Origin of the sequence: Paracoccus lutimaris (assembly GCF_003337565.1) — a bacterium.
Taxonomy (GTDB): domain Bacteria; phylum Pseudomonadota; class Alphaproteobacteria; order Rhodobacterales; family Rhodobacteraceae; genus Paracoccus; species Paracoccus lutimaris.
The window spans coordinates 27,853-52,686 of record NZ_QPJL01000001.1 but is presented as its reverse complement, the minus strand read 5'-3'; the positions used below and the strand labels follow the sequence as shown (position 1 = coordinate 52,686).

General features: G+C 66.1%; 22 protein-coding genes. 17 read left to right on the top strand and 5 right to left on the bottom strand.

Annotation, left to right across the window (positions count from 1 at the left end; translation table 11 throughout):
- Positions 1-23: 23 nt before the first annotated feature.
- The 12 genes from tssB to tagF all read left to right on the top strand — a co-directional run bounded on the left by tssB (position 24) and on the right by tagF (position 15,059).
- Positions 24-554, top strand: coding sequence for a type VI secretion system contractile sheath small subunit (gene tssB / locus DFP89_RS00250; RefSeq protein ID WP_114347380.1), 531 nt, complete (start codon positions 24-26; stop codon positions 552-554).
- 2 nt (positions 555-556) lie between these two features.
- On the top strand, positions 557-2,068 hold the full coding sequence (gene tssC / locus DFP89_RS00245; protein ID WP_181870201.1) for a type VI secretion system contractile sheath large subunit: 1,512 nt from the start codon (positions 557-559) through the stop codon (positions 2,066-2,068).
- Positions 2,069-2,173: 105 nt separating this feature from the next.
- Positions 2,174-2,650, top strand: coding sequence for an Hcp family type VI secretion system effector (locus tag DFP89_RS00240; protein WP_114347378.1), 477 nt, complete (start codon positions 2,174-2,176; stop codon positions 2,648-2,650).
- Positions 2,651-2,685: 35 nt separating this feature from the next.
- The gene (tssE, locus tag DFP89_RS00235; protein ID WP_114347377.1) at positions 2,686-3,405 is read left to right on the top strand and encodes a type VI secretion system baseplate subunit TssE; all 720 of its coding nucleotides are present in this window, start codon (positions 2,686-2,688) and stop codon (positions 3,403-3,405) included.
- Positions 3,402-5,288 carry a type VI secretion system baseplate subunit TssF gene (gene tssF, locus DFP89_RS00230; protein ID WP_245948552.1) on the top strand — a complete coding sequence of 629 codons (1,887 nt, stop codon included), beginning with the start codon at positions 3,402-3,404 and terminating at the stop codon, positions 5,286-5,288. Before tssE ends, tssF begins: the two co-directional genes overlap by 4 nt.
- Entirely contained in the window at positions 5,285-6,316 is a 1,032-nt protein-coding gene (tssG, locus tag DFP89_RS00225) for a type VI secretion system baseplate subunit TssG (RefSeq protein ID WP_181870200.1), read from the top strand. Before tssF ends, tssG begins: the two co-directional genes overlap by 4 nt.
- Positions 6,313-7,848, top strand: a complete 1,536-nt coding sequence (gene tagH / locus DFP89_RS00220; RefSeq protein WP_114347374.1) for a type VI secretion system-associated FHA domain protein TagH — start codon at positions 6,313-6,315, stop codon at positions 7,846-7,848. Before tssG ends, tagH begins: the two co-directional genes overlap by 4 nt.
- A complete protein-coding gene (gene tssJ / locus DFP89_RS00215; RefSeq protein WP_245948551.1) occupies positions 7,829-8,290 on the top strand; it encodes a type VI secretion system lipoprotein TssJ in 462 nt (153 codons plus the stop codon). Before tagH ends, tssJ begins: the two co-directional genes overlap by 20 nt.
- A gap of 21 nt (positions 8,291-8,311) precedes the next feature.
- Positions 8,312-9,646, top strand: coding sequence for a type VI secretion system baseplate subunit TssK (gene tssK / locus DFP89_RS00210; RefSeq protein ID WP_114347372.1), 1,335 nt, complete (start codon positions 8,312-8,314; stop codon positions 9,644-9,646).
- 7 nt (positions 9,647-9,653) lie between these two features.
- On the top strand, positions 9,654-10,997 hold the full coding sequence (gene icmH, locus DFP89_RS00205; RefSeq protein WP_114347371.1) for a type IVB secretion system protein IcmH/DotU: 1,344 nt from the start codon (positions 9,654-9,656) through the stop codon (positions 10,995-10,997).
- A 3-nt stretch (positions 10,998-11,000) separates the two neighbouring features.
- Positions 11,001-14,549 (top strand): type VI secretion system membrane subunit TssM, encoded by a 3,549-nt coding sequence (gene tssM / locus DFP89_RS00200; protein WP_114347370.1) that lies wholly within the window; start codon positions 11,001-11,003, stop codon positions 14,547-14,549.
- Between the two features lie 3 nt (positions 14,550-14,552).
- A complete protein-coding gene (gene tagF, locus DFP89_RS00195; RefSeq protein WP_114347369.1) occupies positions 14,553-15,059 on the top strand; it encodes a type VI secretion system-associated protein TagF in 507 nt (168 codons plus the stop codon).
- A 117-nt stretch (positions 15,060-15,176) separates the two neighbouring features.
- On the opposite strand, the gene DFP89_RS00190 is transcribed toward tagF, so the two are convergent.
- Positions 15,177-15,833 (bottom strand): histidine phosphotransferase family protein, encoded by a 657-nt coding sequence (locus DFP89_RS00190; protein WP_114347368.1) that lies wholly within the window; start codon positions 15,831-15,833, stop codon positions 15,177-15,179.
- 40 nt (positions 15,834-15,873) lie between these two features.
- Here DFP89_RS00190 and DFP89_RS00185 point away from each other — a divergent pair, with 40 nt between their 5' ends.
- The 3 genes from DFP89_RS00185 (at position 15,874) to olsA (ending at position 17,818) form a co-directional block, all read left to right on the top strand.
- Entirely contained in the window at positions 15,874-16,059 is a 186-nt protein-coding gene (locus DFP89_RS00185; RefSeq protein WP_114347367.1) for a DUF3553 domain-containing protein, read from the top strand.
- Between the two features lie 152 nt (positions 16,060-16,211).
- Positions 16,212-16,991: an L-ornithine N(alpha)-acyltransferase gene (gene olsB, locus DFP89_RS00180; RefSeq protein WP_114347366.1), complete on the top strand. Its 780-nt coding sequence runs from the start codon at positions 16,212-16,214 to the stop codon at positions 16,989-16,991.
- A complete protein-coding gene (gene olsA, locus DFP89_RS00175) occupies positions 16,988-17,818 on the top strand; it encodes a lyso-ornithine lipid O-acyltransferase (protein ID WP_114347365.1) in 831 nt (276 codons plus the stop codon). Before olsB ends, olsA begins: the two co-directional genes overlap by 4 nt.
- A 22-nt stretch (positions 17,819-17,840) precedes the next feature.
- Here olsA and DFP89_RS00170 read toward each other — a convergent pair whose 3' ends face one another.
- From DFP89_RS00170 to ubiE, 4 genes are all read right to left on the bottom strand, one after another.
- Entirely contained in the window at positions 17,841-19,619 is a 1,779-nt protein-coding gene (locus DFP89_RS00170; RefSeq protein ID WP_114347364.1) for an SLC13 family permease, read from the bottom strand.
- A gap of 90 nt (positions 19,620-19,709) precedes the next feature.
- A complete protein-coding gene (locus DFP89_RS00165; protein WP_114347363.1) occupies positions 19,710-20,528 on the bottom strand; it encodes a TIGR00282 family metallophosphoesterase in 819 nt (272 codons plus the stop codon).
- A 58-nt stretch (positions 20,529-20,586) separates the two neighbouring features.
- Positions 20,587-22,122, bottom strand: coding sequence for a 2-polyprenylphenol 6-hydroxylase (gene ubiB, locus DFP89_RS00160; protein ID WP_114347362.1), 1,536 nt, complete (start codon positions 22,120-22,122; stop codon positions 20,587-20,589).
- Positions 22,123-22,125: 3 nt separating this feature from the next.
- A complete protein-coding gene (gene ubiE, locus DFP89_RS00155; protein WP_114347361.1) occupies positions 22,126-22,878 on the bottom strand; it encodes a bifunctional demethylmenaquinone methyltransferase/2-methoxy-6-polyprenyl-1,4-benzoquinol methylase UbiE in 753 nt (250 codons plus the stop codon).
- Positions 22,879-22,973: 95 nt separating this feature from the next.
- Here ubiE and mutM point away from each other — a divergent pair, with 95 nt between their 5' ends.
- Positions 22,974-23,819, top strand: coding sequence for a bifunctional DNA-formamidopyrimidine glycosylase/DNA-(apurinic or apyrimidinic site) lyase (mutM, locus tag DFP89_RS00150; protein ID WP_114347360.1), 846 nt, complete (start codon positions 22,974-22,976; stop codon positions 23,817-23,819).
- A 129-nt stretch (positions 23,820-23,948) separates the two neighbouring features.
- The gene (locus DFP89_RS00145; RefSeq protein ID WP_114347359.1) at positions 23,949-24,725 is read left to right on the top strand and encodes an enoyl-CoA hydratase; all 777 of its coding nucleotides are present in this window, start codon (positions 23,949-23,951) and stop codon (positions 24,723-24,725) included.
- Positions 24,726-24,834: the final 109 nt, after the last annotated feature.

The window sequence follows — 24,834 nt, the reverse complement described above, 5'->3', positions numbered from 1 at the left end:
AGCAATAACGGAAAGGGTCGAGGATGAGCGAGAGCAAGCAGAAGGTCATCGAGCGAAACCGGGCGCCGCGCGTCCAGATCGCCTATGACGTCGAACATTATGGCAGTCCGACCACCATCGAATTGCCTTTCGTGATGGGCGTGATGGCCGATCTGGCCGGCGAATCCGAAACCCGAGAGGCCACGAAGCCGGTCGGCGAGCGCAGCTTCGTGGAGACCGATGCCGGCCGCTTCGGCAAGTTCATGGAGGCGCTGTCGCCGCGGGTAAAGACGCGGGTGCCAAACACCCTGCCCGGCTCGGAGGGAGAGGAGGAACTCTTCGTCGATCTGAGCTTCAAGAGCATGAGCGACTTCGCCCCCGACAAGATCGCCGAGCAGGTGCCGGCGCTCAGCGAATTGCTGAAGATGCGCCGCCAGCTTGAAGAGCTGCTGAGCTACATGGACGGCAAGGTCGATGCCGAGAAGCGGATCGCGCAACTGCTGAACAATGAGCCGCTGCTCCAGCAGGTCGCCGAACAGGCAGTCGCTGCAACCAATTCTGAACAGGCGGGCTGAGCATGGCAGAGGAAAAGCAGCAGGTCGCCGCCGGAGCGGCCGAAGCCGAGGCCATCGACCTGGCCGAGTTCAGCGAACTTCTGGAAAAGGATTTCCGGGTCAAGGACCGCGACGGCGAGAAACTGCAATCGCTGGTCGCAAACCTTGCCGTTGCCGCGAAAGAGCGCTCGGGCACGGCCACGATTTCGGGCAATGCGATCAGGTCGATCAAGTCGCTGATCGCCGGAATCGACCAGGTCCTGTCTAATCAGATGAACGAGATCCTGCATGACGAGAAGGTGCGCCAGATCGAGGGCACGTGGCGCGGCCTGCATTATCTGGTCAACAACACCGAGACCGACTCCAAGCTGAAGATCCGGGTCCTCAACATCAAGAAGGACGAGCTGGCCGACGTGCTCGAAGATTACGAAGGCCAGATGTGGGACCAGTCGCCGGTCTTCAAGAAGATCTATACCGACGAGTATTCGATGTTCGGGGGCGAGCCGCTCGGCGCGCTCATCGGGGCTTATGAATTCGGCCACAAGCCGAAGGATGTCGGGCTGTTGCGCAACCTCTCGGGGGTTTGCGCCTCGGCCCATGCGCCCTTCATCGCCGCCGCCGCGCCGCAGCTGTTCCGGATGGAAAGCTGGCAGGAACTGCCCAATCCGCAGGACCTCCAGCAGATCGTCTCGGGCCCGGAATTCGCCAGCTGGCAATCGCTGCGCGAAAGCGAGGATGCGCGCTATATCGGCCTGACCATGCCGCGGGTGCTGGGGCGGCTGCCTTATGGCGCCGACACTGTGCCGGTGAAGGGCTTCGCCTTCGAGGAACAGATCGACGGCAAGCACGACCACTATGTCTGGATGAACGCGGCTTTCGCGATGGGCGTGAACATCAACCGCAGCCACAAGCTTTATGGCTGGGGCACGCAGATCCGGGGCGTGGAATCGGGCGGTTCGGTCCTGAACCTGCCGGTCCATACCTTCCCGACCGACGATGGCAGCGTGGCGATGAAATGCCCGACCGAGATCGCCATCGACGACCGGCGCGAGGCCGAGCTGGCCAAGCTGGGCATGATGCCGATCCTGCACCGCAAGAACACCGATGTCGCCGCCTTCATCGGCGCGCATAGCCTGCAAGATGACGAGGCCCGGGCCGGGCGGCTGGTCGATCCCGACGCCCAGGCGAATGAGCGGCTATCGGCGAACCTGCCCTATCTGTTCCCGGTGGCGCGCTTCGCCCATTACCTGAAGGCCATCGCCCGCGACAAGGTCGGCACCTTCAAGGAGCGCGGCGACATGCAGAAATGGCTGTCCGAATGGATCAACCGCTATGTGCTGACGAACCCGGCCATGGCGGACGACCGCGACAAGGCCAAGCGTCCGCTGGCTGCGGCAGAGGTCCAGGTGGACAGCGTCGAAGGGCGCCCGGGGTATTACAACGCACGCTTCTACCTGCGCCCGCATTACCAGCTGGAAGGCATCAATGCGAGCCTGCGCCTCGTGTCCGAACTGCCGTCGGTCAAGAGCACCTGACCACGTATGGCTGCTGCCACCATACGAACCCGGTGCGGGCCTGCACGTTCAGGCCCGCACCTTTCGCCAACAAGGCCCGAAACAGAGACATGAAAGGATATTGTCATGGCATTCAGCGGCTACTTGAAGATCGCCGACATCAAGGGCGAAAGCGTGCGGAAGGGTCACGAGAACGAGATCGTGATCGCGTCCTTTTCCTGGGGGGTCAGTCGATCCGCCTTCCGCAATTCCGGCGGCCAGCGCGAAAGCGGCCTGCCCGAGATACAATCGCTCTCGATCAGCAAGGACTACGATGCCTCGTCACCCTACCTGGCGAAGGCCTGCATCAAGGCCGTCAACCTGAAGGAAGTGGTGATGACGCTGCGGAAGGACCAGGGGGAAGAGCATTCCGACTACCTGCAGATCACGATGCAAAACACCCTTGTCGAGAATTATCAGGTTTCGGGCGGTAGCGGCGGCAACCCGGTCGACAGCTTCACGCTCAGCTTTGACAAGATCAAGATCATGTATATCCAGGATGCGAACGACCTGACGAAAGGCGGCGAGCACCCGATCGAGTACGATATCCTCGCGGCAACGTGACCCAAGGTGCTCTGTTGCGCGCACGGGGCTGACAGGTGATCGATCGCACCGATACGCCGCAGGCCATCCGCGAGGCGCTCCAGCCCTCGCTGTGGGACCGGCTCGTGGATGAACTGCACGACCTGGGCGCCGAGGCTGCGGCGCTCAGACGTGAGTTGGGCAAGCTGCTGGACAACGAGCAGGCCGTCGAGACCCTGCTGGCTGGCGGCGCACAGGCGATCGCCGCCGAGTCCCGGCTGGACGATGACGCGCGGCTGCGGGCACATCGGCTGGGCAGGATCCTTCAGCGCCAGTCGCGGCTAAAGGAAGGCGGGGTGGTGGTGACATCCGAGGTGCTGCGCGAGGCGGTCCGGCGCGACATCGAGATGCTGTTCAACACCGAGCGGCTGGAGGTGGCCTATTTGCTGTCCGAACACGAGATGCTTTCCACCCAAAGCCCCGACGACCTGCTGCGGGACTACCCCGAGATCCGGCGTTCGGTGCTGAATTACGGGGTGCCGCCCTTTTCCGGGCGTCGCGGATCGGATTTCGACACCGAGGCGCTGGCCCGCGAGTTGAAAGAGGTGCTGGCGATCTTCGAGCCGCGGCTGCGGCGGGACTCGATCCGGGTCACCGTGAATACCGGGGAAGCGACCGGCCTGCGGGTCGAGATCGACGCCCTGCTGATGCTGACGCCGGTGCCGGAACGGTTGCGGCTGTCGACGCTGATCGATCTGGACAACGGCCGCGCCACGACACGGATGGAGGATAGATGATGGATCGGGTCTTCCTTGACTATTATGAGGAAGAGCTTCAGCACATCCGCTCGCTTGCGACGGGGTTCGCGGCGCTGCATCCCAATGTCGCGCGCAACCTGTCGCTGGATTCCGTGCCCTGCCCCGACCCCTATGTCGAGCGCCTGCTCGAGGGCGTGGCCTATCTGGCCGCGCGCACCCGGCTCAAGATCGATGTCGAATCCAGCCGCTATGTGCGCGATCTGATCGACACGCTCTATCCCGATCTGGCCGGTCCGGCACCGGCCATGACCCTGGTCGACCTGGTGCCCGGCCCGCAGGTCGATCAGATGCTGGACGGGCATATCGTGCGCCGCGGCACGCGGCTGATCTCGTCGCTGCGCGAGGGCAGCCGGACCCGCTGCACCTATACGACGACGCAGGCGGTGCAGATGTGGCCGCTGTTACTGGCTACGGTCGACTATCTGCAGGACAAGGGCGCATTGGCGCAGATCGGGCTGTCCGAGCGCGTCACCCGCGACGCCGAGGCCGCGTTGCGGCTGCGGCTGCGCCGCCGCGGCACCGGCACGCTGTCCGAACTGTCGCTGGAATCGCTGCCGGTGTTTTTCGGTGCCGGCCAGCGCGGCGGCGCGATCTTCGATTCGATCTTCGGCTTTGGCGTCGGGGCTCTGGCCCGGCCTGCGGACGGCAAATCGGTCTTCATACCGATCGAGTCGCCGGCCATGGTCGGCATCTCGGACGATGAGATGCTGCTGCCACGGGTGCGCGAATCCTTCGAGGGCTACCGGCTGCTGCGCGAATATTTCCTGATGCCCGAGCGGTTTCACTTCGCGCGCCTGGGCGGCCTCGCGCGTGCCGTGCGTGCCTGTCGCGAGCCGCAGACCGAACTTGAGATCGTGATCCTGCTGTCGCGCCCCAACGCTGAGCTTGCCAGTGCCACGGCCGAGGACTTCCGGCTTTTCGCGACCCCCGCCGTCAACCTGTTCGAGCATGAATGCAATATCGTCGAGTTGCGCGCCGGGCGCTCGGCCCATCTTGTCCATGCCGACAGGACGCGGCCCAAGGATTTCGAGATCTATCGCCTTCTGCGCGTCGACGATGCCGCGATCGAGGGTCCGCAGGCGCGGCTGACACCGCTGATCTCGGTCGAGGCACGGGGCGAAAACGGTCATGTCTATACCACCGAGCGCCGGCCGCGCCGCCCTGATACCGAGGAGGTGCGGCGCGGCCAGACCCGCTCCAGCTATTCCGGCGATGATTTCTATATCTCGGTCGCCCGTCCCGCCAGCAATCGCAGCGCGCCGCCGGTCACCCGGCTGGACATCCGGGCGCTGTGCACCAATCGCGACCTGCCGATCCTGGATGACCGGCCGACGCTGACGCTGGAAACCGGTGATCCGGTCCAGCAGGTCAGGTTGCTTGCGCCGATGCGCCGCCCCCGCCCCTCGCTGCGCGCCACCTTGCCGTCGGGTGCCGCCGGCGAGACGCAGATGGACGATCTGACCTGGCGCTGGATCGCGCAGCTCAGTCTTGATCACATCTCGCTTGCCGCAGACGAACGTGACGCCGAGCCGCTGCGCGCGCTGGTCAGGCTTTATGCCGATCGCGGCGACCCGACATTGATCCGCCACGGCGAGTCACTGGTGCGGGTGCAGTCGCGCCCACTGATCGAGCGGCTTGAGATCCCCGGCCCTCGCTGCTTTGCCCATGGCACCGAGATCACGCTGGACGTCAATGAAACGCTGCTTTCCGGCGGCAGCGCGCTGCTGCTCTCGGCGCTGCTGGCGCGGCTTTTCGCCCGCCATGCCGCAGTGAATTCCTTTGTCCGCACCCGGACCCGGCTGACGCAGTCGCAAACCGAGGTTTCATGGCCGATCAGGACCGGCACGCGGGCGCTGATATGACACAAGCGCCGCCGCCCGATATCGCCAATACCGATTTCTTCGACCTGCTGCGGCAGTTCGAGACGGCGACGATGCGCTTTGGCCGGGCGGGCGGCGCGGACGCCGAGCCGGCCCGGCTGGGCCAGATGGCGCGGCAGTCCTTCGCGGTCAGCGACGTGGCCGAGGTTATCGCCGGCCAGGACGGTCAAAAGCCGCAGATCTCGGTCAATGTGCTGGGCCTGATCGGACCCGAAGGGCCGATGCCGCTGCATCTGACGCGCTGGATCCTCGCACGCCAATCCAGCCGCTGGTTCGGTGGCACCGGCAGCGAGGCGACGGCCGATACCTCGTTTCTGGACTTTCTCAACATGCTCCAGCACCGGATGCTGGCGCTTTACTGGCGCGCCTGGGCCGATGCACGGGCGGATATCCAGATCGCGCATGGCGAAGGCGGCCGCGTGGTGGCGATGATGCGGGCGATGACGGGCATCGGCCTGCCGGGTACCCGTGGCAGGGACAGCCGCCTTGACAGCGCCAAGCTGCGGCATGCGACCTCGCTGGCGCAAGAGACCCGCAGTCCCGAGCGGTTGACGGCATTCCTGCAAAGCGTGCTGGGCGTGCCGGTGTCACTGTCCGAATTCGTCGGAGTCTGGATCGATATTCCCGACCATCTGCAGACCCGCGTCGGCACCCGCTATACCCGGCTGGGAACCGGCGCCGTGATCGGCGCGCGCCAATTCGACCGCCAGTCCCGGGCGGAAATCCGGCTGGGGCCGCTGACCCGGGCCGAGTTCGATTACTTCGCCGACGATCCGCAGGCCCGGGCCCGGCTGTGTCACGCGCTGGTCTTTGCCCAGGGCCATGATGTCGAATTCGATCTGCGGCTGATCCTTGCGGCGGGCGAGGTGCCAAGGGCGCGGCTAGGCAGCTGCCGCATCGGTCGCACGACCTGGATCGATCCCCGGCCCGGCCGCGACGGGGACGAGCTGTGCTTTCACGGGATCATCCGCGGCACCGCCGATGCCGGCACCGGGAGGGACGCTGCATGAGCCTGCGACTGGTCATCGAATCCGCACCCCATACGCAGGCCGTGACCGAGCGTGTCTTCGATGGCGGGCGGCTGGTCATCGGGCGCAGCGACGAAGCCGACTGGACGTTGAACGATCCCGACATGTTCATTTCGCGCCAGCACTGCATCCTGACCGAAAAGGACGGGCGGGTGCTGGCCATGGATGCCTCAAGCGGCGGGCTGTTCATCGACAATGCCGCCCATCCGGTCGGCGCCAGCAATGCGGTGCCGATCGAGCCGGGCATGCGGCTGCGCATGGGCGATTTCGTGCTGCGGGTCGAGGCGGTCTCGGGTCCGGCGGCGGGACCCGGTCCCGCGCCACGCCCGGCCCCCGGCCCGGCGCCGGGCCGGATGAGCTTTGAATTCGGCCGCGATGCGGACGAGCCGCCGCCGCCCGAACCTGTCGAGCGCCCGAAGGACCTGCCCGATCCTTTCGGTCTTGCCAGCAGCGACCGCAGCCGCGAACGCCGCCGCGAGCCAGCCCACCAACCCCGGCCACTGGATCAGGACGATCCCTTCGGGCTGGATCTGCGCAAGGCATTCGCAGGCCCCGGCGATACGCCGCCGGCTGCGGAGCCTGCCGCCAGATCCGGCGCCGGCGGGCGCAGCAACTATTTCGGCGATTCCGCCGCACCCCTGCCCCCCGGCGACGATCCCGCACGGGATCGCGCCCCTGCCGCGATGCCCGGTGCCAAGCCCGACCTTTTCGCCGGCTGGTCCCAACCCCTCGCGACGCAGCCCCCCGAGACCGCGCCAGAGCCTGAGCCTGAGCCACAGCCCGAAGCCACGCCAGAGCCTGCCCCTGCCCCGCGAACCGAACCGCCATTGGCAGCGGTGGTGAAAGCCGAACCGCAAAGGCCGCCGCTCGTGCCCGATCCGGCACCGCCTGCCCCCGGCGCAGAACCGGCCGCCGCCGACAGCGATCTTTACGCGGCATTGCTGCGCGGCATGGGTCTCGAGCCGTCACAATTCGACGGCGATCCGGTTCAGCAGGCCGAACGGATCGGGCGGTCGACGCGCCTTCTGGTCGAGGGCGTCATGCTGTTGCTGCGCAGCCGTGCCGAGGCCAAGCAAAAGGCCCGGGTCGCGCAGACGATCATCGCCAGCGCGAATGTGAACCCGTTGAAATTCCTTGCCTCGCCCGAGGATGTGCTGGCAAGCTTCATGGAACCGCAACGGCGCGGCTATTTGGCTGCCGACGACGCGGTGAACGAGGCATTCCGGGATCTGGCCGACCATCATCTGCGGACCTGGACCGCGCTTCAGGCAGCGTTGCGGCGGATGATCGACCGCTTTGACCCGGACGAGATCGAGAAGGCGATGGAGAATGTCGGCCTGCTGGAAAGCCTGATCGCGGGAGGACGCAGCGCCAAGCTGTGGCGCCTCTATCAGGAACGCTACCGCGAAATTGCCCGTGCCGCCGAAGACCGCTTTCTGGGTGAGGTCGGCGCGGATTTCCGTGACGCATATGAAAACGAACGGAGGAGAAGGGATGACCAGTCAAATTCATAGAAGAGGCTTTCTTGCCACCGGCATGGCGGTGCTGACCCTGGCGGCCTGTGGCGGCGAGCCGCCGCCCACGGTGCTGTCGGTCACGGCGCAGGGCGCGGCCGGGATGAATCCGGGGCCCGATGGCGCCGACCGGCCGGTCACGCTGAGCATCCTGCAGATGTCGGGCTCGAGCGCCTTCAACGCCGCCGACTATTTCGCCCTGCAAGATCCCGCGGCGGCATTGGGCGCCGAGCTGGTGCGCTCGGATCAGATCGTGCTGTCGCCCGGCACGCCGGTAACCATGCCGATCACCGTGCAGGCGGGGGTGACCGCCATCGGTGTGACCGCCGGCATGCGCAGCCCGACCGGGCGCAGCACGCGCCAGCTGATCACGGTGCCGCCGGCCTCGACCACGATGACAATCTCGGTCGGGCCGAAGGGCATTTCGGTCACCACGGGCTAAAGCCAGAATGGCGGGATCGGCATGACGGACAGAAACAAGGTCGTCTGGTCCGAGGGGCAGTACCTCAGGACACAGCATCTGCAACAGCAGGACCGGCATTTCGACTGGTTGCTGCGGCAGGCCCTGCGCGCCATGCCGCTGCAAAGCTTCGGCTTTGTCGGGTTGCAGCTGGACGAAGAGGCCCGCGAGGCCGGGCAGATGGCGCTGACGGCGGCGGCTGGCGTCATGCCGGACGGCACCGTCTTCGCGATCCCCGAAGGCAGCTTCCCGGTCGAGCCGGTGGCACCGGGCGCCAAGACCGGGGCCGGCCTGGTTCATCTGGCGATCCCGGCCGAGACCGCCGGCGCGGCCGAGATCGACGCCGCCCATGACAAGCCCTCGGGGATGCGCTATCGCGGCGATTACATCACCGTGCGCGACGCCATCCGTGGCGGGGCCGATCCGACCGAGATCGAGGTGGCGCGGCTTGCGCCCAAACTCTTGCTGCCGGGCGAGGAAACCCGCGGCTATGCCACGCTGCCCATCGCCCGGATCACCGGGCTGACGGCGGATGGCGCGGTGGCGCTGGATCGCGGCTTTCTGGCACCTGCGCTGAATATCGGCGCGGTGGCCTGGTACGGGCAATTGCTCAAGGAACTGGTGACCGGGATCGACCGGATCGCCGAGGCGCATGGCTCGATGGTGCTGGGCGGCACCGGCGCCTCGATGGAGAACCTGCTGATCCTTGAGTTGGCCAACAGCGCCCGGCCCCGGCTCGCGCATCTGCTGGCGCAAAACGATTGCCACCCTTCGGATCTGTTTGGCGAGCTGGCCGGGCTGGGCGGGCGGATGGCGACCTATGGCGCCTCGGCGCGGCGCATGGCGGAGCTGCCGGTCTATGACCATGCCGATCCGCAACTGGCCTATACGGCGCTGGCCGATGCGCTGCGGTCGCTGGTGCTGTCCCTGCGCCATGTCGAGCCGAAGTCGCGTGCGCTGCGGGTGTCGCGCCATTCCGAAAACATCTGGACGGTGCGCATCGACAATCCCGAGATCATCAAGTCGAGCCGCATCGTGCTGCGCATCGGCGGCGACATGTCCGAGGCGATGCTGCGCAAGATCTTCGTCGATCAGGCGACGGTGGGCGCGGCGGATGATTTCGACAAGCTGTGGAAATCCAAGCTGCCCGGCATTCCGCTGAAGCCGCTGAACTCGCAGCCGCGCGAAATTCCCTATGACGGCGACCGGCTGTGCCTGGAACTTGACCGAAGCTCGGAACATTACGCGGCGCTGGCCGAGGCGCCGGGCTTTGTTCTGGGCGTGGCCGGCAAGCTGGATCGCGAACCTGAAATCGATTGCTATGCGGTGAACCGATAGGACCGACATGACCAGCGAGGATCCATTTGGACTGGGTGACGATGCCGGACGGACCCGGATCCGTCCGCGAGGGTCGAATGGCGCGCGCCCGGCGGCAGCCGCCACCGCTGCCGCCGCCAGCAATGCGCCGCTGCGCGAAAGCCGCGCCAGTGACAATCCGCTGGTGCGCGCCTTTGCCGCCCTGCTGGGCATCGCCCCCGAGCTTGAGCGTGCCATGGCGCCCGAAAACCCCGACCTGCTGCGCACGCGGCTGCAAGAAAACCTGACCTATGCGCGCGACGGCGCGGTCTCGATGGGCGTGCCGCTGAGTCGGGCCGATCAGGGCGCATGGTTCGTCGGCGCGCTTCTGGACGATGTCGCGATCAACACCCCCTGGGGCGGCTCAAGCGGCTGGCCGCGCCAACCGCTGGTCGCCTCGATGTATGGCAATGTCGATGCCGGCAACCGCTTCTTTGAACTGGCCGAGGACCTGCTGCGCTATCCCGAACGCGACCCGCAATTGCTGGAGCTGGTCTTTTTGTGCCTGTCGCTGGGCTTTCGCGGCAAATACCGCATCAACGGCGCCGCCGGCGAGGCCGAGATCGCCCGGTTGCGCGCGCAGATGGCGCGGCTCATGCACGACCGCGACACCGCCGACCCGCCGCTGGCCCCGCATTGGCAAGGCGTGATCGCCGAGGACGAGGACCGGAAATTCGTGGTTCCGATCTGGTCGATCCTGCTGATCGCGGCGGCGCTGGTGACGGCGATCTATGTCGGGCTTGGCATCCGCCTCTCGGGTCGCGGCGAGCAGCTTTTCACGCTGGCCGGCGTGTTGCCGCCCCCCGAACGCGCCGAGATCTTTCGCCCGGTGATCGACACGGTCACGGCACCGGCGCTGACGGTCGAGCCGCTGGTCTTCGAGCTGCTGCCGCTGTTCGCCGGGGCCGCGCCCAAAGATACCGCCACGGCGCTGACCGGGCGCGAGGATGTCTCGGTCGCGGTGGTGGTGATCCAGGCCAGCAATCCCGAGGTTTTCCGCTCGGCCAGGGCGGATCTGAACGAGGGGTATGTGCCGCTGATCCAGTCCGTGGCCACGGTCATCAAGGACAATGCCGAGCTGATCGGTTCGGTGCGGGTGGTCGGGCATACCGACAGCATTCCGGTCCAGACCTCGAACCCGTTCCGGTCGAACCAGGGTCTCAGCGAGGCGCGGGCCAAGACCATCGCCGACCTGCTGGTCAAGGCCGGGGTGCCGGCGGGGCTGGTGACCTCGGAAGGCAAGGCCGCGACCGAATCCATCGCCGATAACGGCACCAAGGACGGCCGGGCCCGCAACCGCCGGGTCGAGATCATACTGCAGAAGAAGGTCTGAGCGATGCGCGTGCTGAAAAAGATCTTCGGCTTCCTGTTCTCGCGCTTCCTGTGGACGCTGATCGGGATTGCGGTGCTTTGTACCCTGATCTGGTTTTACGGGCCGCTGATCTCGGTCGGCGACATGCAGCCTTTGGCGGCGGATCTGACCCGCCTTGTCGTGATCGCCGTCATCATCATCTTGTGGCTGGTCTCGATGCTGATCCGCCAGATGCGCGCGGCTTCGGCCAACCGCGTCTTTGTCACCGAACTGGCCGCCGCCCCGCCCCGGACCGCCGGCCCCGGCGAAGAAAACCTGGCCGAGGTCCATGGCAAGTTCCAGGGCATCCTTGAGCAGATGAAGCGCTCGAAGCTGGGCGGGCGGAAATTCCTGCGCGACATGCCCTGGTATGTCATCATCGGACCGCCCGGCACCGGCAAGACCAAGGCGCTGCGCCAGTCGGGGCTGCATTTCCCGATCGACCTTTCCGACGATCTGAAGGGCATCGGCGGCACCCGCAACTGCGACTGGTTCTTTACCGAGGATGCGGTGCTGATCGACACTGCGGGGCGCTATGTCCAGCAGCAATCCGACCCCGACGCCGATGCCGCCGAGTGGAAAGGCTTCATGCAGATGCTGGTCCGCCATCGCGGCCGGCGGGCGCTGAACGGGGTCATCCTGACCCTGTCAGTGCAGGAACTGGCGGGCGACAATGTCTCGATCCGCGAGCATGGGCGCGAGATCCGCAAGCGCCTGGCCGAGCTGCGTCAGGAGACGGGGCTGAAACTGCCGGTCTATCTGATGATCACCAAGGCCGATCTGGTTCCCGGATTCGAGGAGTTCTTCGGCGATCTGAATTCGCGCCAGCGCGAACAGGTCTGGGGCGCGACCTTGGGAACCGCCGATCGGGTCGATGAAATGACCGTCGAGCGCGAGATGAAGGTGCTGCAGGAGGCGTTGGAAAAACGCATGACCGAGCGCATCGCGGATGATCTGCCGCTGTCGCAGCGGGCAGAGGTGTTCCGCTTTCCGTCGCAGCTTGACCTGCTGACCGGCCCCCTGAAAGTGCTGGTCGAGGCTATCTTCGGCGAAAGCCGCTATGAGGAAAGCCCGTGGCTGCGCGGCATCTACTTCACCTCGGCCACGCAGGAAGGCTCGCCCATCGACCGCATGGTGGCCGGGATCGCCGGATCGCTGGGACTGTCGCCGCCAGCGCCCGAGGCGCGCCGACATGGCGAGAAGCGCAGCTTCTTTCTGCGCAATCTGCTGATCGAGGTCATTTTCCCCGAGGCCGGGCTGGGCCGCTTCGACCCCCGCGCCGAAGAGCGCCGGCGCTGGATCTGGCGCGGCACGCTGGCCGCCTCGGTCGCCGTCGTCGTGTTGCTGGGCACGCTGTTTCTGTTCTCGTATCTGCGCTGGAACGGGGCGCTGCGCGATCAGGAACGCCAGCTTGCGGATCTGACCGCGAGGCTCGCCAATATCGCGGCCCGGCAGGCGCCGACCGATCCGCTGGACCTGAACCTGGCGCTGGACGCCGCAACCGAGGTCAGGAATGCCGCGACACCCGCCCCCGTCGGCGCGCTGACCGCGCTTGGCCCCGGCGCGGGACCGGAATTGCAGCAGGTCGACACGATCGCCTATGACCGGACGCTGCGCAATATCCTTGAGCCGCGCATGGTCGCCCTGCTCGAGGCGACGATGTGGCGCCACAGCCGCGACCCGGAATTCCTGCTGGATGCGCTGAAAGCCTATCAGATGCTGACCGGACAGGCGCCCTATGACGCCGATTTCCTTGCCGCCTTCTGGCAGGAGAAGCTGCCGCAATACGCCCCTATCGACGCGTTCCCGACCGATGAAAGTCTGAACCACCAGCTGGCGGCCATCGACCGGATGCGGTCCGAGGAGAGCAAGATCAAGCCCGATCCGCAACTGGTCGCGGTCGCGCTGGAAAGCATCTGCACCATCCCGCTTGCGGTGCGCGCCTATCGCAGCCTGCGCTCGGACCCGGCGGTGGCCGGGCTGGCGGAATGGGTGCCGGCCGAAAAGGCCGGGCCGAATGGCGCAAGCGTCCTGACGCGGGTGTCGGAAAAATCGCTGCGCACGGGGCTGCCGGGCGCCTTCACCTATGCGGGCTTTCACGAGGTGGTGCTGCCGCTGGTGCCCGAGGTTGCGGCACAGGCGACGCTTGACCGCGCCGTCTTCGCCGGCGGCTGCAATGAAAGCGCCGAAGCCTCGGCGGACACGCTCGAGACCGATATTCTCAAGCTCTATTACGACGATTCCATCGCGCAATGGGACGGCTTCCTGCGCGATGTCCGGCTGACGCCGATCAACGATCTGGCCGAGGCGCAGCGCAATCTCAAGGACCTGTCCTCGGCTGACAGCGCGCTGAAACGCCTGCTCGAGGCGGTGGTGGCGGAAACCGATCTGGCCCGCCCGGTCGCGCCCGAAGCTGAGGCCATCGACACCGCCGCCGCGCAGCAGGCCGGGATGAAGGCCGCCGCCAAACTGGGCAAGCTTGGCAAGCTGGTCAAGGCCGGCAGCAAGATCGTCGGGAAACCCGGTGCCGAGGCCGAGGCGCCACCGCCCCCGCCGGGGCAGCCGGTTTCCGACCATTTCGCCGCGATCCGCGCCACCGTGCAGGAGGTGGACGGCAAGCCGCCGCTGCTGGGGGATGCGGTGACCGCGCTGGCGGCCCTGTCCAACGAGTTGCAGACCGTCGCCGCCAGCCCCGACCCGCAATCGGCGCTGCTGGCGCGAGGGGGGTTGCCGCAGCTGACCGGCAGCATCGCCAATGAGGCCGCGCGCCTGCCCGATCCGATCGACAAATGGGTGGCGGGCATCGCCGGCGACACGATCAGCGTCACGCGCGAGGCGGTGATCGCCCAGCTGAATGCCCGCTGGCGGGCCGATGTGCAGCCCTTCTGCCAGTCGGCGACGGCGGGGCGCTATCCCTTCGATCAATCCTCGGCCATCGACGTCAACACCCAGGACTTCCAGCGCCTGTTCGGACCGGGCGGGCTGATCGACGGCTTCACCAACGACAACCTTCAGGCCTATATCGACACCACCGTGCGGCCTTGGGCCTGGCGGGCCGATTTCGGGCTGGACAATGCGCTGCTGGCGCCGTTCGAGCGGGCGCGCTCGATGCGCGACGCGCTGTTTCCGGGCGGATCGGGGCCGGTCATGGCCTTCAGCCTTGAGCCCAAGGACCTGTCGGCCAATGCAAGCCGGGTGACGCTGAATGTGGACGGTCAGGTGCTGACCTATTTCAATGCCGCCGCCCGCCCCGAGCCGATGACATGGCCGGGCCGCGACGGCACAAACATGGTCACGCTGAGCTTCGCGCCCGTCGACGGCTCGGCCGAGGTCATCACCTCGCAGACCGGCAGCTGGGCCTTCCTGCGGCTGCTGCGCGGCGGTCAGCTCTCCAAGTCGGCGCAGCCCGACGTGTTCAGCCTGCGCCTGTCGGCGCGGGGATTTTCGGCCAGCTTCGACCTGCGCGCCAACTCGGTCGAAAACCCGTTTGATCTGACCATGTTCTCGGGCTTCAGTTGCCCGCGCGGGTTCTGAGCCATGGGCACCGGCTTTTTTGGCAAGCTGCCCACGAATGGCGACTTTGTCGCGCGCGGCCTGCCCGCCGGGGTGCAGCCGGTGCTGGATCGCTGGCTGACCCGGCTGCTGGTGGCCTGCGGCGATGCTGCCGAGCGCTGGCCGGAAGACGGTCTGCGCGGGCTGATCGCCCATGCCGGCCATCCGCTCGCTCTGCTTGTCGTGCCAAGTCAGGATGCGGCGGGGCGGGAGTTTCCGCTGGCCGCGCTGACCCCCGCGAATGATGCCGGACGAGCGGAAATCGACATCTGGGCCGGGCTGGCCCTGCCTGCCCTGCGTGACGCGGCACAAGGCGGGCTCGATGCGGCGGGGCTGGTCGCGTCGCTGGGCAGCATCCCCGCAATATCGGGGCCGGGGGATGGCGCAGGACTTGTGCCGCCGCTCGTCTGGACAGGTGTGAACCCGCCCGAGGATCCTGCCGATTTCATGGCGCGCATGACCGGGATTGGCTGTTCGGCCCCAAATCGATGATGGACCGGATCGGGCGCAAGCCTGCCCGCAAAAGCATTCAGGCCTGCACATGCGGCGATGGGCGCGACCGAACAGATGACAAGGCTGGATATGTGTCAGCCGGAACCGATAGCGCCTCTAGAAGGAAATCTCGGCACCGGTCTCGTCCAGTTCCCAACTGAGACGGCGGCCATCGTCGCGGGCAAGACCGCCCAGCAGCAGAAACTGCACTTCCGAGGGGGTCGGTTCGGGACGCTCGCGCAGCTGGTCGGGATCGAGCCAGGACCACAGCGCCGGATCGTGCTTGGTCCGGCTGGCCTCGGCCACTAGCCGCCAGCCCTGCGCGCCGCGACAGACCAGAACGCTGCCGCCCCAGGGCATCGCCGTTTCCAGACACATCAGCGCCAGCAGGATCATCCGTGCCTCGCCGCGCGGCAGGTCGCCCTCGGCCTCGATCCGCAGCCGCAGCCGTCCGGCCTTTTCGACATCGGCCAGAAGTGCCGCGATCTCGGCGATGCTCAACCGCTGGTCGGTCGCGGCATGACCGAAAGCCACCCGGAAACAGCGGATCCGCGCCCGCGCCGCATTCAGGCTTTCAAGGATCAACGCCATCTCACCGCTGTTCGTGATTCCGGGAAACTCGCCCGAGAGTTCCAGCAGCTCCAGACCGTTTCCGATCGCGCCCAGCGGCGAGACGAGATCGTGGCAAAGCCGCGATCCCAGCAATACGGCAAGATGCTCGGGCCCGGCAGCGACCGGGTTTCGCGACGTACGGTAGATTGTCAGATCGTCCATGGATGTTTAGCCTGCCTGCTGCCAGATATGAGGGCGTGTGATGAATGAAATTCTTGAACCCGGTATGATCGTCCGCCATCCCGGCGCGCCCGAATGGGGCACCGGACAGGTCCAGTCGCGTATCGGGGATCGTATCACGGTCAATTTCGCACATGCCGGCAAGCAGGTGGTCGATGGCCGCCATATCAATCTCGAACTGGTCACGGATGCGTCCTCCAGAGAATAACGCGAGGTTAGTTCAACTATTACGTGTGTCAATTATCAAAGCTGTAGCCTGGGAACATGCGGCACCGCGACGCTGTTGCAATGTCGCCCCCCGCCGCCTAGACACAGGCCACACGGATATGACTGCGATCAGGCGGGATTTCAGGCTGGAAGATGACTGTCGAGACCTCCTTTTTCGAAACCCGGCTGGCCACCGATGAAACCGACCTTCTGGCGGCGCAGCGGCTGCGCTATCGCGTCTTTGTCGAGGAGCTGGGCGGCGACGGCCCGCTGGTCGATCATGAGCGCCGGCTGGAACGCGATGAGTTCGACACCGTCGTCGATCAGATGATCCTGGTGGACAACCGCCGCTCGCGCGATGACCTTGACCATGTCGTCGGTGTCTATCGCCTGCTGCCGGGGGACCGGGCCGAACGCTTCGGGCGGTTTTACTGCGACAGCGAATATGACCTGAGCAGCCTGCGCAGTTCCGGTCGCTCGCTGCTGGAAATGGGGCGTTCCTGCGTCGATCCGGCCTTTCGCGGCGGCGCCGGCCTGATGTTGCTGTGGAGCGCGCTGGCCGAATATGTGCTGTCGCGCGATATCGACATCCTGTTCGGGGTCGCCTCGTTCCATGGCACCGATGCCGGGCGTCTGGCCCAGCCGCTCAGCTGGCTGCACCACAACCACCTGGCCCCGTCCGAGATGCGTCCGCGCGCCCTGCCCGACGCCTATCAGCCCATGGACCTGATCGCCGCGCCCCAGCTGGACCGGCGCGCGGCGATGGTGGGCATGCCGCCGCTGATCAAGGCCTATCTGCGGCTGGGTGGCCAGATTGGCGAAGGCGCATGGATCGACCACGAATTCAACACGACCGACGTGTTCCTGCTGCTGGACACCAAGGCCATGTCGCAAAAGCATCGCAAGTTCTACGAGACCCGGCAGGAGCAATGAGCGAGGGCGCAAGCGCCACCTGGCGTGGCGAAGAGCCGCCGCCCATCCCGCGACCCGGCCCGCTGGGCTGGGTGCTGATCGCGCTGCGCGGCGGCGGCATCGTTCTGGTGCTGGCGCTTGGCGTGCTGCTGATCCTGCCGATCCGCTTCGCCGAACGCCTGCTGACCGGCCCGCGCCGCCCGGTGACCGGGCCATGGGTGCAGGGTGTCTGCCGAATCTGCCTGTGGATCATGGGGCTGAAATGGCAGCGCCAGGGGGTGCCGATGCGCGGGTCCGGCGCGGTGGTCGCGAACCATTCCAGCTGGCTTGACATCTTCGTCCTGAACGCGGCCATGCCGGTGTTTTTCGTCTCAAAGGCCGAGGTCGCGGGCTGGCCGGGCATCAATATCCTGACCCGCGTCACCGACACCCATTTCGTCACCCGCGACCCGAAACTGGCCCGCGAACAGGCCGAGGAATTCGCCGCCCGCACCCGCGCCGGCCACCGTCTGCTGTTCTTTCCCGAGGGCACCAGCACCGACGGTCAGCGCGTGCTGCCCTTCAAGCCGACGCTGTTTCAGGGCTTTCTGGACCCGGGCCTGCCCGAAACCCTCACCATCCAGCCGATGAGCGCGCATTACCACGCCCCCAGGGGCCGCGATCCGCGCTTTTACGGCTGGTGGGGCGACATGGATCTGGGGCCGCATCTGCTGGCGGTGCTGGCGCAATATCCGCAGGGTCGGGTGACCGTGCGCCTGCATGATCCGATCCCGGTCGCGGGCGAGACGCGCAAGACGCTTTCCGCCGCCGCCGAGACCGCGATCCGCAGCGGCTTCGACAGGGACTAGCCCGGCAGCGACTGCGCCGGCCTTACAGCGGCCAGAACAGCGGAATGGTCAGGCAGGCGACGATGCCGGTGATGATGTCCAGGGGCACGCCGACGCGGATGAAATCGCTGAACTTGTAGCCGCCGGGGCCATAGACCATCATATGGGTCTGGTAGCCGATGGGCGTCGCGAAGGCGACCGTGGCCGAGAACATCACCGCAACCACATAGGCGCGCGGATCATGCCCCAGCGAGGTCGCGAGCGCGATGGCGATGGGTGTCAACAGCACCGCGACGGCGTTGTTGGACAGGACCTCGGTCATCGCCAACCCAAGGAAATAGACGCAGACCAGCGTGACAAAGGGCGGCATGCCGGCCAGATAGGGCGCGACGAAATCCACGATCAGCGCGACGGTGCCGGTATGTTCCAGCGCCTCGCCCACCGCCAGCATGGCAAAGATCATCGCCAACAAGCGGCCATCGACAAAGGAAAACGCCTCTTCGGCATCGACGCAGCGCGTGACCAGAACCACCGCCGAGGCGATGAAGGCCAGCGCCATGATCGGCGCCACATCCATCGCCGCCAGCACCACGACCGAAAGCAGCGCCAGAATCGCGATGGGCGCCTTTTCGCGGCGATAGGCCCGGGCCGAAGGGCGCGAGACATCGACCAGTTCCATATCGACCGCCAGACGGCCGATATCCTCGGGCGCACCTTCGAGCAGCAGCGTGTCGCCCACCCGCACCACCAGATCGTCCAGCTGGCGGCCGATATTCTGGCTGCGGCGATGCGCGGCCAGCACATAGACGCCATAGCGGCGGCGCAGGCGCATGTCGCCCAGACGCCGCCCGATCAGCCGCGCGCCGGGCGAGATCAGCACCTCGACCGTCTCGGTCGCGACCGAACTCAGCTTGTCGACCATCTGCAGGTTCTTGTTGCCCTGCATCTCCAGCAGGTCGGCGATCTCGGTGCGCAGAACCACGCGGTCGCCCGGCTCGAGCACCACCTCGGCCAGATTGCGGCGCAGCGAGGCATCGCCGCGCAAGACGTCCACCACCCGCACCGCCTGGCGCTTGAACAGCGGAATCTCCAGCACCGGCTGGCCGACAAGGCCGGAATCCTCGGGGATGGCGACCTCGGTGAAATATTTCATCTCGCGGCGCGAGCCCAGAAAGGTGGCAAGCGAACTGCGATCGGGCAAGAGCTTGCGGCCGATCAGCGCGAAATAGGCAATGCCCGCCAGCGTCACCGCAATCCCGACCGGGGCGATCTCGAAGATGGTAAAGGGCTTCATCCCCGCCTCGCGCGCGACGCCATCGACCAGAAGGTTGGTCGAGGTGCCCAAAAGCGTCATCATCCCGCCCAGAATGGTGAAATAGCTCAGCGGCATCAGGAACTTGGAGGGGGAAACTCCAAGCCTTATAGCCACCTGGATAAAGATCGGGATCATCACCGCGACCACCGGCGTGTTGTTCATGATCGCCGAGGCCAGAATGACAAAGCCGAACAGCATGATCACCGTCAGCACCGGCTGGGTCGAGATGCGGCTGGAAACCGCGCGCGACATCATCTCGAGCGCGCCGGTCCTGAGCAGACCGCCCATGATCAGGAACATGAAGGCGATGGTCCAGGGCGCGGCATTCGACAGAACGCCCGCCGCCTCTTTGACCGGCAAAAGCCCCAAAAGCATCATGATCGCGGCCGAGCCGATGGCGACGACCTCGGGCGGGTGTTTCTCGCGGATGAACTGGATGAAGGTCATGGTGACGATGACCAGCATGGCCAGCGCCGCGTTCGTTCCGGTCAGCTCAAATCCGAACATTCACAACCTGCAAATTTGCGCCGCAAGATCCGGCCCGCCCGTTGGGTGATATGCGGTTTCGCCCCGGCCCCGCAAGCGCAAGCCCGCGTCTCAGGCAGAAACCGGCGAAGGCGACAACCGCCCGCCCTGCCGCACCGGCTCGATCGCGGTGGCAAGTCCGGTGCGGTCGTCGGTGGTGACGATGACGCCCGAGAGAGTCGCCTCGCCCTCGGCGGGTGAAAAACGCTCTGCGGCCATGCCGGTCAGGAAGCGGCGCAAGGGCTCGGTCTTTTCCATGCCGATCACGCTGTCATAATCGCCGCACATGCCGGCATCGGACTGATAGGCGGTGCCACGGTTCAGGATCATCGTGTCCGAGGTCGGCACATGCGTATGCGTGCCGATGACCAGACTGCTGCGACCGTCGCACCAATGGCCCATGGCCATCTTTTCGCTGGTTGCCTCGGCATGGATATCGACGACGCTGGCCTGCACGAGCCCGCCCAGCGGATGCGCGCGCAAGACCGCATCAATGGCCGAAAACGGATCGTCAAAGGGCCGCTTCATGAAGACCTGCCCCAGCACCTGCGCCACCAGAACCTTGCGCCCGCGCGTCGCCTCATAGACGCGCGCGCCCTTGCCGGGCGCGGCCTTGGAATAGTTCAGCGGCCGGATAATCCGGGGTTCCGTCTCGATATAGGACAGCATGTCCTTCTGATCGAAGGCATGGTCGCCCAGAGTGATGCAATCGGCCCCCGATTCGAGGATCAGCTTGGCATGGCTGCCGGTCAGCCCCATGCCGCCGCTGGCATTCTCGCCGTTCACCACGGTGAAATCGACGCGCAGCCGCTCCTTGAGGGCGCCAAGCCCCTCATTGATCGCCCGCCGTCCGGCACGGCCCATCACATCGCCAAGATAGAGTATTCGCATGGGGCACAGGGTTAGGGCAAAGCCGGGGCGCGCTCAACCCCCCGGCCCTGCCATGGGCTCAACCCAGCCACAACCCGGCCAGCATCGCGGCGATGGCGATGGCGCCGCCGGCGATCATGCCGGTGATGATGCCGGCGCGGCGCGGCTCACGCGCGGGGGGCGGCGGTTCGCGCAGCAATTCGGGCATGCGGCGTTCCAGAAACTCTGGCAGCAGCGGCGCGAAACGGCCCAGAACCTGCGCCGAGCGCAGCAGATCGCGCGCCGCAGCCTTTGGCCCCAGATTGTCGCGGATATAGTTTTCGACCACCGGGCGGGCGACTTCCCACATGTTGATCTGCGGATCGAGCGAGCGCGCGACGCCCTCGACCACCACCATGGTGCGTTGCAGCAGGATCAGTTCCGTGCGGGTGGCCATGCCGAAGCGCTCGGTCACCTCGAAGAGATAGGCCAGAAGGTTCGCCATCGAGATGCGGCTGGCATCGGCGCCAAAGATCGGCTCGCCCACGGCGCGCAGCGCACGGGCGAATTCCTTAATGTCGCGGTCGCGGGGCACATAGCCCGCCTCGAAATGGACCCGCGCGACGCGTTCGTAATCGCGGCGGATGAAGCCCATCAGGATCTCGGCATAGACGCGACGGGTATATTCGTCGATCTCGCCCATGATGCCGAAATCATAGATGACGATATCGCCATTGGCCGCGACCTTCAGGTTGCCCTGATGCATGTCGGCGTGGAAATAGCCGTCGCGCAGCGCATGGCGCAGGAAAAGCTGCAGCACATGGGTGCCGATCAGTTGCAGATCGTGGCCTGCGGCACGCAGGGCGGCGACATCGCTCATGGCGATGCCCTCGGCCCAGTCGGTGGTCAGGACGCGCCGGGCGCTCAGGTGCCAATGCGGCCTTGGCACGGCCATGCCGGCATCGCCCGTGGTGTTTTCCGCGAATTCCGAGGCCGAGGCGGCTTCGAGCCGCAGATCCAGCTCGCCATTCACCACCGATTCGAAATGGCTGATCACGTCGCGCGGACGCAGGCGCCTTGTGGCGGGGGACAGGCGCTCGATCATGCCAGCGGCGAAATGGAAGGCGTCGATATCGCGGCGGAAGGCACCCTCGATCCCCGGGCGCAGCACCTTGACCGCGACCTCGCGCCCGTTGTCGATCCGGCGCGCGCGGTGAACCTGCGCGATCGAGGCGGCGGCGACGGGGTCGGAGAATTCGCTGAACAGCGCGCCGACCGGCTCACCCAGCGCGGATTCGATGGTCTGGCGCGCGCGTTCGGTCGGAAAAGGCGGCAGCCGGTCCTGCAGCATGGAGAGCTGGTTGGCCAGCTCGACCCCGACCACATCGGGGCGCGTGGACAGAATCTGGCCGAATTTCACATAGGCCGGCCCCAGCGCGGTGATGGCGCGGGTGACGGGGGGCAGCGACGGGTCGCCCTTGTAGCCCAGCCAGGCAAAGGGCCAGCCGAGGATGCGGGCGGCGACGCGCACGCGGCCGGGTGCGTTCAGCGCGTCCAATGCGGCCTTCATCGCGCCGGTGCGCTCGAACGTGGCGCCGGTGCGGATCAGGCGCCAGATGTTATGGGGTCCGCGCATCGCTCAGAGTTTCCAGCCCGAATGCAGCGCGGCGATGCCCATGGACAGGTTGCGCCATTGCACGCGGCCGAAACCCGCCTCGCGGATCATCTGGGCGAAGGCCTCCTGATCGGGGAATTTGCGGATCGATTCGACCAGATACTGATAGCTGTCGCGATCATTGGCGACGACCTGCCCCATGACCGGAATGACGTTGAAGGAATAGCGGTCGTAAAGCCATTGCAGCATCGGCACCGGGATCTGGCTGAATTCCAGCACCATCAGCCGGCCGCCGGGTTTCAGGACGCGGCGTGCCTCGGCCAGCGCGTCGGGAATGCGGGTGACGTTGCGGATGCCGAAGCTGATCGTATAGCGGTCAAAGCTGTTATCGGCAAAGGGCAGCGCCATCGCGTCGCCCGTGACCCAGCCAAGACGCTCGGCCAGCTTGCCGGCCTCGGCGCGCTTGCGGCCCTCGACCAGCATGGATTCGGTCATGTCGCAGACGGTGACCCGGGCGCCGGGGGCGCGTTCCAGGAAACGAAAGGCGATGTCGCCGGTGCCGCCGGCCACATCCAGCAGGTGCTGGCCGTCGCGCGGCACCAGCCAATCCATCATCGCGGTTTTCCAGACCCGGTGGACGCCCACGCTCATCAGGTCGTTCATCACGTCATAGCGCGAGGCGACGCGGGAAAAGACGCCATGGACGAGGCCGGCCTTGTCCTTCTCGGCCACGGTACGAAAGCCGAAATGGGTTTCCTTGGGCTCGTCACGGGTCATGTCGCTTGTCCATTCGTCGTTTCGCGCCCAGATAGTCCGAAAACGCGGCGCGCGCCAGCCGGGCGCGGGCGCACCATGCGATGAATGGGACGAAAATGCCAGAACTGCCAGAGGTCGAAACCGTCCGACGCGGCCTTCAGCCGCATCTTGAAGGGCACCGCATTGCCCGGGCCGAGGCCCGCCGCCCCGATCTGCGCTGGCCGCTGCCACCCGATCTGGTGCAGGTGCTGACCGGGGCGCGGGTCACCGGCCTGCGGCGACGCTCGAAATACATCCTGGCCGATCTGGAGGATCGCGGCAGTCTGCTGCTGCATCTGGGCATGTCGGGCCGGATGCTGATCGAGGACGAGGCGCAAGGCGCGTTTCACCGCGATCCGGCGATCCTGCCCCGTCACGATCATGTGGTGATCTGGAACGATCAAGGCACGCGCATCACCTTCAACGACGCGCGCCGATTCGGCATGGTCGATCTGGTCGCGCCGGGGGCCGAGCATCCGCTGCTGGCGCATCTGGGGCCGGAACCCTTGTCCGAGGAATTTACCCCCGAGGTGCTGGCGCGGGCCTTTGACGGGCGTCGCGCCCCGGTCAAGGCGGCGCTGCTGGACCAGCGAATCGTCGCGGGGCTGGGCAATATCTATGTCTCGGAGGCGCTGCACCGGGCCGGGATCGATCCGCGCCGGGCCGCGGGCCGGATCGGGCCTGCACGGCTGGCCGCGCTGGTCGGCCATATCCGCGACGTGCTGGTCGAGGCCATTGCGGCGGGCGGATCGTCCTTGCGCGACCACCGGCAGGCCAGCGGCGAGCTGGGCTATTTCCAGCATTCATTTCGGGTCTATGACCGCGAGGGCGCGCCCTGCCCCAATCCGGAATGTGCGGGCAGGGTCCAGCGCATCGTGCAATCGGGGCGGTCAAGCTATTTCTGCGGGCTTTGCCAGAAGTGAAGCGGCCCATGGCCGCTGCCTCCGGCGGGGATATTTGGGCATGAAAGAAGCGGATGCGGCGGTGCTGGTCTTGAGCCGCTGCTTTTGCTAGGAGTCGCGGTCAGCTTACTTCCGAAAGGCGAAGAGACAATGGCTTACCAGACCATTATCGTCGAGATCGAAGACTATGTCGCATTGATCCGACTGAACCGGCCCGAGGCGCTGAACGCGTTGAATTCGCAGCTGATGCGCGAATTGGGCGAGGCGCTGACCGAGGCCGACCGCAATGAAAAGGTGCGCTGCATCGTGCTGACCGGCAGCGAAAAGGCCTTTGCCGCCGGAGCCGACATCAAGGAGATGTCGACGAAGAATTTCGTCGACGTCTATACCGAGAACCTGTTTGGCGACGAGATCGAGCGCATCACCGCGACCCGCAAGCCGATCATCGCCGCCGTCTCGGGCTATACGCTGGGGGGCGGCTGCGAACTGGCCATGGCCTGTGATTTCATCATCTGCGCCGACAATGCGAAATTCGGCCAGCCCGAGATCAATCTGGGCGTCATGGCCGGCATCGGCGGCACCCAGCGCCTGACCCGCTTTGTCGGCAAGTCGAAATCGATGGAGATGCATCTGACCGGCCGTTTTATGGATGCGGTCGAAGCCGAGCGCGCAGGTCTGGTCAGCCGGATCGTGCCGGCCAGCAAGCTGCTTCCCGAGGTCATGGCCGTCGCGCGCAAGATCGCGGAAAAATCCCAGATCGCCGTCGTCGCCGCCAAGGAGGCGGTGAACCGCGCCTATGAGACCACGCTGAGCGAGGGGCTGCTGTTCGAGCGGCGCAATTTTCAGGCGCTGTTCGCGACCGAGGACCAGAAGGAAGGCATGGCCGCATTCCTTGAAAAGCGCGAGCCGCAATTCCGCGATAAGTGATTTGCGCTTGGCTTTCGACCCCGGCCCCTGTATAGGGCCGGGCTTACATGCGCGTGGGCCCGCTTAAGGCAAGAATCATGACCGTCCCCTGATGGACGGTGCCATGGGG